This is a genomic window from Brevibacterium sp. BDJS002 (assembly GCF_028201555.1).
GTDB classification, from domain to species: domain Bacteria; phylum Actinomycetota; class Actinomycetes; order Actinomycetales; family Brevibacteriaceae; genus Brevibacterium; species Brevibacterium aurantiacum.
Genome location: NZ_CP116392.1, coordinates 2,315,348 through 2,326,463, shown reverse-complemented (window position 1 = coordinate 2,326,463; position 11,116 = coordinate 2,315,348). Strand labels below are relative to the sequence as shown.

At 64.1% G+C, this 11,116-nt stretch carries 10 protein-coding genes; 7 read left to right on the top strand and 3 right to left on the bottom strand.

The annotated features are described in order from the left end of the window. Positions 1 to 29 precede the first annotated feature (29 nt). The 7 genes from rapZ to secG are packed head-to-tail and all read left to right on the top strand — an operon-like array spanning position 30 to position 6,184. On the top strand, positions 30 to 863 hold the full coding sequence (rapZ, locus tag PGC08_RS10975; protein ID WP_226823560.1) for an RNase adapter RapZ: 834 nt from the start codon (positions 30 to 32) through the stop codon (positions 861 to 863). 1 nt (position 864) lies between these two features. Further along, the gene (locus PGC08_RS10970; protein WP_009881376.1) at positions 865 to 1,860 is read left to right on the top strand and encodes a gluconeogenesis factor YvcK family protein; all 996 of its coding nucleotides are present in this window, start codon (positions 865 to 867) and stop codon (positions 1,858 to 1,860) included. 26 nt (positions 1,861 to 1,886) lie between these two features. Beyond that, a complete protein-coding gene (gene whiA, locus PGC08_RS10965; protein ID WP_009881375.1) occupies positions 1,887 to 2,870 on the top strand; it encodes a DNA-binding protein WhiA in 984 nt (327 codons plus the stop codon). A 9-nt stretch (positions 2,871 to 2,879) separates the two neighbouring features. Next, positions 2,880 to 3,881, top strand: a complete 1,002-nt coding sequence (gene gap, locus PGC08_RS10960; RefSeq protein ID WP_009881374.1) for a type I glyceraldehyde-3-phosphate dehydrogenase — start codon at positions 2,880 to 2,882, stop codon at positions 3,879 to 3,881. Continuing rightward, entirely contained in the window at positions 3,878 to 5,095 is a 1,218-nt protein-coding gene (locus PGC08_RS10955) for a phosphoglycerate kinase (RefSeq protein WP_271708417.1), read from the top strand. The genes gap and PGC08_RS10955 overlap by 4 nt, the downstream gene beginning before the upstream one ends. A gap of 14 nt (positions 5,096 to 5,109) precedes the next feature. Next, entirely contained in the window at positions 5,110 to 5,895 is a 786-nt protein-coding gene (tpiA, locus tag PGC08_RS10950) for a triose-phosphate isomerase (protein ID WP_009881372.1), read from the top strand. A gap of 43 nt (positions 5,896 to 5,938) precedes the next feature. Continuing rightward, positions 5,939 to 6,184, top strand: a complete 246-nt coding sequence (secG, locus tag PGC08_RS10945; protein WP_009881371.1) for a preprotein translocase subunit SecG — start codon at positions 5,939 to 5,941, stop codon at positions 6,182 to 6,184. A gap of 121 nt (positions 6,185 to 6,305) precedes the next feature. Here the strand turns inward: secG and PGC08_RS10940 are convergent, their stop codons facing one another. Genes PGC08_RS10940 through tkt form a run of 3 tightly spaced genes read right to left on the bottom strand, consistent with a single transcriptional unit; the run spans position 6,306 to position 11,106 of the window. After that, on the bottom strand, positions 6,306 to 7,928 hold the full coding sequence (locus PGC08_RS10940; protein WP_009881370.1) for a phosphoglucose isomerase (PGI): 1,623 nt from the start codon (positions 7,926 to 7,928) through the stop codon (positions 6,306 to 6,308). After that, entirely contained in the window at positions 7,925 to 9,028 is a 1,104-nt protein-coding gene (tal, locus tag PGC08_RS10935) for a transaldolase (RefSeq protein WP_009881369.1), read from the bottom strand. The genes PGC08_RS10940 and tal overlap by 4 nt, the downstream gene beginning before the upstream one ends. Continuing rightward, entirely contained in the window at positions 9,025 to 11,106 is a 2,082-nt protein-coding gene (tkt, locus tag PGC08_RS10930) for a transketolase (protein ID WP_271708416.1), read from the bottom strand. The genes tal and tkt overlap by 4 nt, the downstream gene beginning before the upstream one ends. Positions 11,107 to 11,116 lie beyond the last annotated feature (10 nt).

Below are 11,116 nucleotides of genomic sequence, written 5' to 3'. Positions count from 1 at the left end.
ATCCCATCGAGGTCGTCCTCGTGACCGGAATGTCCGGAGCAGGACGGACCACCGTGGCCAACGTGCTTGAGGACATGGACTGGTACGTCGTCGACAACCTGCCGCCGCAGATGATGCGCACCCTCGTCGAACTCGTCGCCCGTGCAGACGGGGCGGTGCCGAAGATCGCCATCGTCACTGATTCGAAGGGCCGAGCGAAGTACACAGAACTCGAAGAGACGATCAGCGACTTCATCGATCAGGGTCTCTCGCTGCGCATCCTCTATCTCGATGCCGCCGACGAGGTCCTCGTCCGGCGCTTCGAATCAACGCGCAGGCCGCACCCGCTCCAGGGCGAGGGCACGCTGCTGGAAGGCATCGAAGGTGAACGCTCGGCACTCGAATCCCTCAAACACCGTGCCGACATCATCATCGACACCTCGGAACTCAACGTTCACCAGCTCTCGGCTCAGGTACGCAAACGCTTCAGCACCATCGACACCCCGCTGCTGCGCCTGACCGTGATGAGCTTCGGCTTCAAATACGGGCTGCCGAAGGATGCTGACCACGTCGCCGATGTCCGTTTCCTGCCCAACCCCTATTGGATCCCGCACCTGCGTGGCAACAACGGGCTGGACTCCGATGTCGCGGACTTCGTGCTGGGACAGAACGGCGCGGAAGAATTCATCGAACGCTACACCGCGACCTTGGACACCGTCTCGCAGGGCTACCTCCACGAAGGCCGTGGCTACGCGATGATCGGCATCGGCTGCACCGGCGGCAAGCACCGTTCGGTCGCGATCAGCGAACGTGTCGCCAAGAGCCTCGCCGCGCAGACCGGCATTCCGGTCACAGTGCGCCACCGCGATCTGGGGAGAGAGTGAGATGGAGACCGAGGATCTCCCTCAGATCATCCCCTCCGTCAAGGACAAGGGACCCAAGATCGTCTCCTTCGGCGGAGGACACGGCCTCTACGCCGCCCTGCGTGCGTTCCGTCTGCTCACCGAGTCGCTGACCGCAGTCGTCACGGTGGCCGATGACGGAGGCTCCTCCGGTCGGCTCCGCGACGAACTCGGTGGTCTGCCCCCTGGAGACCTGCGCATGGCATTGGCAGCCCTCTGCGATGACGGGAACTGGGGCAAGACCTGGCGCGATGTGATCCAGCACCGCTTCGATTCCGACGGTGAGCTCAGCGGACATTCCGTGGGCAACCTGCTCATCTCCGCCCTGTGGCAGATCCACGGCGACCACGTCGCCGGCCTCGACTGGATGGCCAAGCTTCTGCGCGCCCACGGTCGAGTTCTGCCGATGTCATCGGTCCCGCTGACGATCGAAGCCGATGTGAAGTTCCCCGGATCCTTCCAGGTCGTGCGCGGGCAGTCCGTGCTCGCCTCCACCCTCGGCCACGTTGAGACCGTGCGGCTCGATCCACCCGACCCACCGGCACGACACGAAACGATCGAAGCCGTCGCCGAAGCCGATGTGCTCAACCTCGGCCCCGGATCCTGGTACACCTCGGTGATGCCGCATCTCCTGGTTCCATCCCTCGCCGCTGCCATCGAACGATCCTCTGCAGTGAAGTCCCTCACCTTGAATCTCGGGTCCAGCGACGGAGAAACGAGAGATCTCAGTCTCAGCGAGCACCTCATGTCACTGCACAGGCATGCCCCTTCCCTCGAGCTGAGCTATGTGCTCGTCGACGAGGCGGCAACCCTTGCAGAACCTGAGCTTGAGCGGTGCGCCAGGGAGATGTTCAATGCCAAACTCTGGGCCCGTCCACTGCACTCTCGCCGGGCAGGACAGCATGACAGCCTCAAGCTCGCCGCGTGTTACCGTGACATGTTGGTGGACGCCGGGATCGGCGTGGACGAGCAGTGGTAACCAATTCAGTTGCAGGAGGACGAACAATGGCACTGACCGCTCAGGTCAAGGATGAGTTGGCACGGGTGAAGATCACCCGCACTTCTGCTCGCAAAGCCGAAGTGTCTGCGATCTTCCGTTTCTCCTCTGCACTCCACCTCGTCAACGGGTCGATCGTCCTCGAAGCCGAACTCGACACCGCGCAGGCGGCCAAACGTCTCCGCAGCGAGATCAAGGACCTCTACGGCCAATATGCCGACATCGTCGTCATCAACGCCGCCGGAATCCGCCGTTCCAACCGCTACCTCCTACGCGTCACCCGTGACGGCGGTGCCCTGGCCCGCCAGACCGGTCTCGTGGACAACCGCGGACGTCCCGTCCGCGGCCTGCCCTCAGCGATCGTCAACGGGTCCGTCGCCGATGCCGAAGCCGCCTGGCGCGGCGCATTCCTCGCCCACGGATCATTGACCGAACCCGGGCGCTCCTCCGCACTGGAGGTCACCTGCCCCGGCCCAGAGGCAGCACTTGCTCTCGTCGGTGCCGCTCGGCGCCTGGGACTGAGCGCCAAGGCCCGCGAAGTGCGCGGAGTCGACCGTGTCGTCATCCGCGATGGCGACGACATTGCCGCACTGCTGACCCGCATGGGGTCCCACAGCGCCGTGCTCGTGTGGGAAGAACGTCGGATGCGGCGCGAGGTCCGCGCCACAGCGAACCGACTGGCCAACTTCGACGACGCGAACCTGCGACGCTCAGCCCGCGCCGCAGTCGCGGCCGGAGCCAGAGTCGAACGTGCCCTGGAGATCCTCGGCGACGAGGTTCCCGAACACCTGCGCTATGCCGGCCAGCTGCGCGTGACGCACAAGCAGGCATCCTTGGAGGAACTGGGTCAACTGGCCGATCCGCCGATGACCAAAGATGCCGTGGCCGGTCGTATCCGCCGCCTGCTGTCCACCGCCGACAAACATGCCGAAGATCTGGGAATTCCCGGCACAGAGGCCAGTCTCACCCCGGAAATGCTCGAAGATCGTTAAGATCGAGTCATGAGACGAATCGCCATCAACGGCTTCGGCCGCATCGGTCGTGCCCTGTACCGTCTATCCCTCGAACCCGGCTCCGACTTCCAAGTCGTGGCCATCAATGACCTCACCGACACACAGACACTGGCCCACCTGCTGGCCTATGACTCCGTGTGGCCGCGCTTCGACCACACCGTCGAAGCCAGCGACGAGACACTGACCGTCGATGGGACCACCATCTCCGTGCTCAGCCAGGCCGACCCAGCCGAGATCGACTGGTCGGCACACGAGGTCGAACTCGTCGTCGAGTCCACCGGACGATTCACCCGCCGCGACCAAGCCGAGGTCCACCTCGGTGGAACCGTGAAGACCGTTGTGCTTTCGGCTCCGGGCAAGGACGTCGACGGAACCTTCGTCATGGGCGTCAACGAAGCCGACTTCGACCCGGCCCAGCACACCGTCGTCTCCAACGCCTCCTGCACGACGAACTGCATGGCCACCATCGTCAAGGCCGTCGACGACGCTCTTGGGGTCGAATCCGGCCTGCTCAACACCGTCCATGCCTACACCGGTGACCAGATGCTCGTCGACGGGCCCCACCGGGACCTGCGTCGTGCTCGTGCCGCAGCCGTGAACATCGTCCCGACGACGACCGGTGCCGCACGCACCGTCGGCAAGGTGATGCCGCACCTGGCCGGCAAACTCGACGGCCTCGCAGTCCGCGTTCCCGTCCCCGCCGGATCGATCATCGACTTCACCTTCACCCCGAAGAAGAACGCCACGACCGAAGAGGTCAACGAGATCTTGGCCAAGGCAGCGGAATCCTCGCCGTACCTCGAATACAGCACGGCACCTCTGGTGTCGACCGACATCGTCGGCACCACCGCCTCGGCGATCGTGGATTCCCAGCTCACGATGACGCTTGGGAACCAGATCAAGGTCGTGGCCTGGTATGACAACGAATGGGGCTACACCAATCGCCTCAAGGACATGGTCAGCTACATCCTCGGCGAAAGGAACAAATGAGGACTTACGACGACCCGCAGATCTTCTCCCACCGCACGGTCCTCGTTCGCAGTGACCTGAACGTGCCGATGGATGAGGGCACGATCACCGACCGTGGTCGCATCCTGGCCTCGGCCGGCACGATCAAGGCCCTCGCCGAGGCGGGGGCGCGGGTGATCGTCATGTCTCACCTGGGTCGACCCAAGGGGGAACCCGACCCGCAGTTCTCGCTGCATCCGCTGGCTCCCGAGCTCGCGAAGGCGATCGGCCGCGATGTCGCCTTCGCCGCCGACACCGTCGGTGAGGAGGCAAGGACCAAAGCAGCGGCATTGGCCGACGGTGAGGTTCTCCTGCTCGAGAACCTGCGCTTCAATCCGGGCGAGACCTCCAAAGACGACAGCGAACGGCAGGCCTTCGCCGCTCAGCTGGCCGAACTGGCAGACGACTTCGTCTCCGACGGCTTCGGAGTCGTCCACCGCAAGCAGGCCTCGGTCTACGACATCGCGGCTCTGCTGCCCCACTACGCCGGATCTCTCGTCCGGGCCGAGGTCGAAGTCAGCGACCGTCTGCTGAACTCCCCGCAGTCGCCCTTCACCGTCGTCCTCGGCGGGTCGAAGGTGTCCGACAAGCTCGGCGTCATCGACAATCTCATCGATCGGGCTGACAACCTCCTCATCGGAGGGGGAATGGTCTTCACCTTCCTCGCCGCGCTCGGCCACGACATCGGGTCCAGCCTCGTGGAGAAGGACCGCGTCGACGACGTCAAGGGCTACCTCGAACGTGCCGAGGCCGGGGGTGCGAACATCGTGTTGCCCACGGATATCGTCATGGCCGCGTCATTCGCAGCCGAGGCCGAGAACTGGGTGTGTCCGATCGCGGATCTCGAATCCACGCCTGCCGGTGCGCAGGGACTGGGCCTCGACATCGGGCCCGACTCGGCGCAGGCATACGCCGACGTCATCTCGAACTCGACCACCGTGTTCTGGAACGGCCCCATGGGAGTATTCGAGTTCCCGGCCTTCTCCGCCGGGACCAAGGCCGTCGCATCCGCACTGACGAACCAGGCAGGATCTGACAGTGCACGTCTGACCGTCGTCGGCGGCGGCGACTCGGCAGCGGCCGTGCGCACGCTCGGCTTCGCCGACGACGAGTTCGGCCATATCTCCACCGGTGGCGGCGCCAGCCTCGAATACCTCGAAGGCAAGACGCTGCCCGGACTCGAAGCACTCGCGTGAGAAAGAAGACGACAATGAGCGACCGCACCCTACTTCTGGCCGGCAACTGGAAGATGAACCACGATCACCTCGAAGCGATCTCGAGCGTCCAGAAACTTGCCTGGGCACTCGAGGACGCCAAACTCGACGGAACACAGTGCGACGTCGTCGTGATTCCTCCGTTCACCGACATCCGGTCCGTGCAGACACTCATCCAGGGCGACAAACTGTGGCTGACCTACGGGGCACAGGACGTCTCCCAGTACGAACCAGGCGCTCACACCGGAGAGATCGCCGCTTCGTTCCTGTCCCGCCTCGGCTGCACCTACGTCGTGATCGGACACAGCGAACGGCGGGCGAACAATCATGAGACCAACGACGTCGTCGCGGCCAAGGTCAAGGCGGCGCTGGCTCAGGACATCACGCCCATCCTGTGCATCGGCGAGTCATTGGAACAGCGTCAGGAGAAGACACATGTGGACTTCACCCTCACGCAGCTCGAAGAATCCCTGAGCGGCTTCGACTCGGCAGCGCTGGAAGGGATCGTCATCGCCTACGAACCTGTCTGGGCAATCGGCACAGGGGAGACCGCGACGGCCGACGACGCTGCAGAGATGGCGGCGGCCATCCGAGCCCACCTGGAAGAGAAGTACGGTTCCGCACTGGCGTCGAGCACGCGGATCCTCTACGGTGGTTCGGTCAAGACCGACAACGTCGCCGAGATCCTCGCATCCGACGATGTCGACGGCGCACTTGTCGGGGGAGCGAGCCTCAACGGGCCCGATTTCGCCGCTTTGTGCAAGGCCGCAGTGGCAAAGTAGACTGACCAAGACATCCTCTGACGAAATATAGGTAGTTCTCGACGTGGAAATCCTCAACATCATACTCATCGTGCTGCTCGTCATCACGAGCATCTTCCTGACACTCCTCATCCTCATGCACAAAGGCAAGGGCGGAGGCATGTCAGACATGTTCGGTGGAGGCATGTCCTCATCGCTGGGATCCTCGGGTGTCGCCGAGCGCAACCTCAACCGGTTCACGACCCTGATGGCGATCATCTGGGGCGCATGCATCATTCTGCTGGGTCTCATCACCCGCTTCAATGCCTGAGTGCGTCTGACTGGAAGCACGAACCACGTAATACGACGAAGGACCCTGACCATGTGGTCAGGGTCCTTCGTCGTCAGCAGATGATTTCAGCTGACTAGGCGGTCGGTGAGACCGTCGTCAGTCAGTCGACACCGAAATGATGTTTCGGCTCGACAGCTGCGATCGCGCGACCCAGCTGCTCGAGGCCCTGTGCGCGGTCGAGCAGATGAACGCGGAGGACGGGACGGCCCTTCTCCTGCAATGCCGCGGCATCGCCGAGAGCCTGCGCCCGCTGCAGTTCGGTGAAGCCATAGTGGCGTCCGGGAACCAGCAGATCCGTCCGGGGATCCGCAGTGATCTGCAGATACACACCGTTGGGGTGGCCGCCTTTGTGGTACTGACCCGTCGAATGCAGGTACCGAGGCCCGAACCCGAATGTGGTCTGCACACCCGCATGCTGGGAGACCAGTGCGCGAAGGTCCTCGGCATGGGCATCGGCGATGCGGTCGAGGAACGCCTGCACACCGACATAACCGTATTCATCGACCTGTGCAAAGAGTTCGCCGATGGCACCGACGAGGTCGGTGGCTTCGTCGAACTCGCCGAAGACTTCGATCTGCTCCTCGCGGAACGCCGGCTGCGCGGGTGCGCTCGACGAGCCCTGTGAGAGAGCCTGCCTGGCATGTGCCTTCGCCGACTCCACATCCGGCTGGTCGAAGGGGTCGACGCCAATGCTGTATCCGGCAATGGCAGTCGCGAACTCCCAGAACACGAACAGCTCGCCAAGGTCACCGTCGAGGTCGGAATCGAAGCCTGATGGCGCCGTGACGTCGGTGGCAGGACCCAGGGTGCACAGCATGGCGTCTGCTCGGGCATCAGAGAAGCCGACGTCGCCGGTTCCGTCGACAACGACGGGCAGGATTCCCTGACCGTCCTTGCCCAGGGATTCGGCCACGAGCTGCTCGACCCATTTGCTCAATCCCGACAATGCGGGTGTGGTCTCCGCGAGCACGAGCTTCTCTGTCGCCCGGGCATGCCCGATGCCCAACCAGGTCCCGAACTGCAGGGCGGGATTGTCAGGTGCATCGGCTGCGAACCCGTCGACGGCCGCTGCCGCCGAGTCTGCGATCGCGCGGATGTCGACGCCTGCGAGACCTGCTGGGACGAGACCGAAGGCCGACAATGCGCTGTAGCGGCCTCCCACCGTCGGATCCGCGTGGAAGGTGGCCAGGAAGCCCTGCTCTGTGGCCAATTCGTCGAGTTCTGTACCCGGATCGGTGATCGCGATCAGGCGCGATGCGGGATCGATGCCCACCGATTCGAAGGCCGCGGAGAAGGCTCGGCGGATCGCATCCGTCTCGATCGTCGTTCCAGACTTGGACGCGACGATGAGCACGGTGTGGGACAGATCGGTCCCGATCGCCTCGGCGACCTGGTTAGGGTCGGTGGAGTCGACCACTTCGAGTCTGACTCCGGCGGCCTCGGCCATAACCTCAGGGGCCAGGGACGAACCGCCCATCCCGGTCAGGCTGATGGAACGCAGTCCCTGTGCCTCCAGCCGGGAGCGCAGAGATTCGATCTCGTCGACGAGCTGCGCAGCCCTCTGCGGCAGATCCACCCAGCCCATGCGCTGCACAGTATCCACGGCGTCGGTGAACAACGTGGAATCTTTGGCACCCAGGCGGGAGGGCACACGTGATTCGAGGAGGCGAGCTGCTTCGGCTTCGTAGTCCTCGGTGACCGGGACGCTGTGCTGCAGTCTCATGCCCGGTCCAATGCTGTGCGAATCGTCTCCTGCAGCTCCGCCCAGCTGACGTCGAACTTCTCAAGTCCCTGAGTCTCAAGCACGGTCATCACCTCCGCATAGTCGATTCCAAGCCGCGCCAAACGGTCGAAGACCTCATCGGCGGCCCGGTAGTTCTCCGGCGAGATCTCGGCAGTGACCTCGCCGTGATCGGCAAATGCCTGCATCGTGGGTTCTGGCATCGTGTTCACGGTGTTCGCAGACACCAGCCCCGAGACATACATGGTGTCCGGGTAGTCGGGGTTCTTGACTCCGGTCGAAGCCCACAGCAGCCGCTGCGGTGTGGCACCGGCAAGCTCGAGGACCCGGAACCGCTCGGAGGTGAACAGCTGCGAATGGATCTCATGGGCCAGGACGCAGTTCGCGATGCCTGCACGGCCCTTGAGCTCAGCTCCGGCCGGATCATCGAGGCCATCCAAGCGTGCGTCGATTTCCGCGTCCACGCGAGAGACAAAGATCGAGGCCACCGACTTGATCTGGCTGAGGTCATGTCCCGCCGCTCGAGCCTTCTCCAGCCCCTGGAGGAACGCTTCGACGACGTGGCGGTAGCGAGTGAGCGAGAACACCAGGGTGACGTTGACGCTGATGCCCGCGGCGATCGTCTCAGAGATCGCACGCAGTCCGGCTTCGGTCGCCGGGATCTTGATCATCGCATTGGGTTCGCCGACTCGTTCCCACAGGGCCTTCGCCGCCGCGACTGTACCCTCGGCATCGTGTGCCAATGGGGGAGCGACCTCGATCGACACCCGCCCGTCGTCGCCGTTGGTGGCGTCATAGACGGGGCGGAAGAGTCGGGCGGCCGCTGCGACATCCGAGGTGGTCAGTGATTCGATCGCCTCATCGGCGGTGACCTTGTCGGCGCCGAGTTCGGCAAGCGTGGAGTCATAGCTGTCGGATCCGGCGATGGCATTGGCGAAGATCGTCGGATTCGTCGTCACTCCGGTGACGTTCGAGTCCTCGATGAGTCGTGCCAGATCACCGGACTCGAGGCGAGTCCGTGACAGATCATCGAGCCAGATGGAGACACCGTGCTCGCTCAGCTTCGTCAGATTGGTGCTCATGCGTCCGCCTTCGCCGCTGCGATCGATTCCTTGGCGGCAGTAACGACCGCGGCCGGGGTGATTCCGAACTTCTCATACAGGGTCGCGTAGTCGGCAGAGGCACCGAAGTGCTCGATCGACACGGCACGACCGGCATCGCCGAGGTACTTGTGCCAGCTCATCGCCGATGCGGCTTCGATGCTCACACGCGCCTTCAGGCCACGGGGGAGGACCGCTGCACGGTAGTCCGCGGGCTGCGCGTCGAACCACTCCTGGCACGGCATCGAGATGACGCGTGCAGCGGTGCCTGCGGCCTGCAGCTCCTCGGCAGCGGCGATCGCGATGGCGACCTCGGAACCGCTGGCGAGGATGGCGACCTCGGGCTCGTCGGCAGTGTCGAGGAGGACATAGCCGCCACGAGCAGCCTCGGAGGCGGGAGCGTACTTCTCACGGTCGAGGACCGGAACGGCCTGACGGGTGAGCACGAGCCCGCTGGGGCCGTCGGTGCGGTCGAGAACCTTGCGCCAGACGACCGAGGTCTCGTTCGCATCGGCAGGGCGGACCAGGTCGAGACCGGGAATCGCACGCAGTGCGGAGAGGTGCTCGATCGGCTGGTGGGTGGGTCCGTCTTCGCCGAGGCCGATCGAATCGTGAGTCCACACGAAGACGTTGGGCAGCTGCTGCAGGGCGGCCAGACGGATGGCTGGACGCTGGTAGTCGCTGAAGACGAGGAAGGTGCCGCTGTAGGGGCGAGTTCCGCCGTGGAGGGCGATGCCGTTGCCGATGAGTCCGGCAGAGAATTCGCGGACACCGAAGTGGATGTTGCGCCCGTACTCATTGCCGGAGAATGCGCCGGTCGAACGATGCTCGGGCAGGAAGCTCGGGTCGCCCTTGATCAGCGTGTTGTTCGAGCCTGCCAGGTCGGCCGAGCCGCCCCACAGCTCGGGCATGGTTGCGGCGATGGCATTGAGAACCTGTCCGGAGGCGGCGCGGGTCGCGATGCCCTTGTCGCTGGTTTCGAACACTGGGAACTGGTCGTCAAGATCTGCTGGCAGTTCGCGCTTGGCCAGACGATCGAAGAGCTCGGCATTGGCGGGGTTAGCCTCGCGCCACGCAGTGTAGGACTCGTCCCACTCGATGTGGGCGCTGCGACCGCGGTCCAGTGCTGAACGGGTGTGGTTGAGCACCTCGGCGGGAACCTCGAATTTCTGCTCGGGGTCGAAGCCGAGGATCTCCTTGGTTGCCTTGATCTCGTCGTCGCCGAGTGCGGAACCGTGCGAGCCGCCGGTGTTCTGGGCGTTCGGAGCGGGCCAGGCGATGATCGTCGAGAGACGGATGAAGGACGGACGGGAATCTGCCTTCGCAGCCTCCATCGCTGCATGGAAGGCGTTCAGGTCTTCGTTGTATTCGTCACCGGCGCGGAAGTCGACGTGCTGGACGTGCCAGCCGTAGGCCGCATAGCGAGCGGCCGTGTCCTCGCTGAAGGCGATCGCGGTGTCATCTTCGATCGAGATCCGGTTGTCGTCCCAGATGACGATCAGGTTCGACAGTTCCTGGGTTCCGGCCAAGGAGGAAGCCTCACCGGAGACTCCTTCTTCGAGGTCACCATCGGAGGCGAGAACCACAACGGAGTGGTCGAAGGGGGAGGTGCCCGGAGCAGCCTCAGGGTCGAAGAGACCGCGTTCGCGACGGGAGGCCATGGCCATTCCCACTGCGGAGGCAAGCCCGGAGCCCAGTGGTCCCGTGGTGATCTCGACACCGGCGGTGTGTCCCACCTCGGGGTGGCCTGGAGTCAGAGAACCCCAGGTGCGCAGCGCCTTCAGATCGTCGAGCTCAAGACCGAAGCCCGAGAGGTAGAGCTGGACGTACTGGGTCAGTGAGCTGTGCCCACAGGAGAGAACGAAGCGATCACGGCCTGCCCAGGTCGGATCGGCGGGATCATGCTTGAGACCGTGCTGGTAGAGATAGTGAGCAACGGGAGCGAGACTCATCGCGGTTCCGGGGTGACCGTGTCCGGCCTTCTGCACTGCATCTGCGGCGAGGAGGCGGGCGGTGTCGACTGCGCGGTTGTCGAGTTCTGTCCAGGACAGGGAGTTCATGTCTTCGAGC

Coding starts and splice junctions, on each gene's coding strand:
- rapZ (WP_226823560.1), top strand. CDS start 30: ATGTCCGGAGCAGGACGGACCACCGTGGCCAACGTGCTTGAGGACATG.
- PGC08_RS10970 (WP_009881376.1), top strand. CDS start 865: ATGGAGACCGAGGATCTCCCTCAGATCATCCCCTCCGTCAAGGACAAG.
- whiA (WP_009881375.1), top strand. CDS start 1,887: ATGGCACTGACCGCTCAGGTCAAGGATGAGTTGGCACGGGTGAAGATC.
- gap (WP_009881374.1), top strand. CDS start 2,880: ATGAGACGAATCGCCATCAACGGCTTCGGCCGCATCGGTCGTGCCCTG.
- PGC08_RS10955 (WP_271708417.1), top strand. CDS start 3,878: ATGAGGACTTACGACGACCCGCAGATCTTCTCCCACCGCACGGTCCTC.
- tpiA (WP_009881372.1), top strand. CDS start 5,110: ATGAGCGACCGCACCCTACTTCTGGCCGGCAACTGGAAGATGAACCAC.
- PGC08_RS10940 (WP_009881370.1), bottom strand. CDS start 7,928: ATGAGACTGCAGCACAGCGTCCCGGTCACCGAGGACTACGAAGCCGAA.
- tal (WP_009881369.1), bottom strand. CDS start 9,028: ATGAGCACCAATCTGACGAAGCTGAGCGAGCACGGTGTCTCCATCTGG.
- tkt (WP_271708416.1), bottom strand. CDS start 11,106: ATGAACTCCCTGTCCTGGACAGAACTCGACAACCGCGCAGTCGACACC.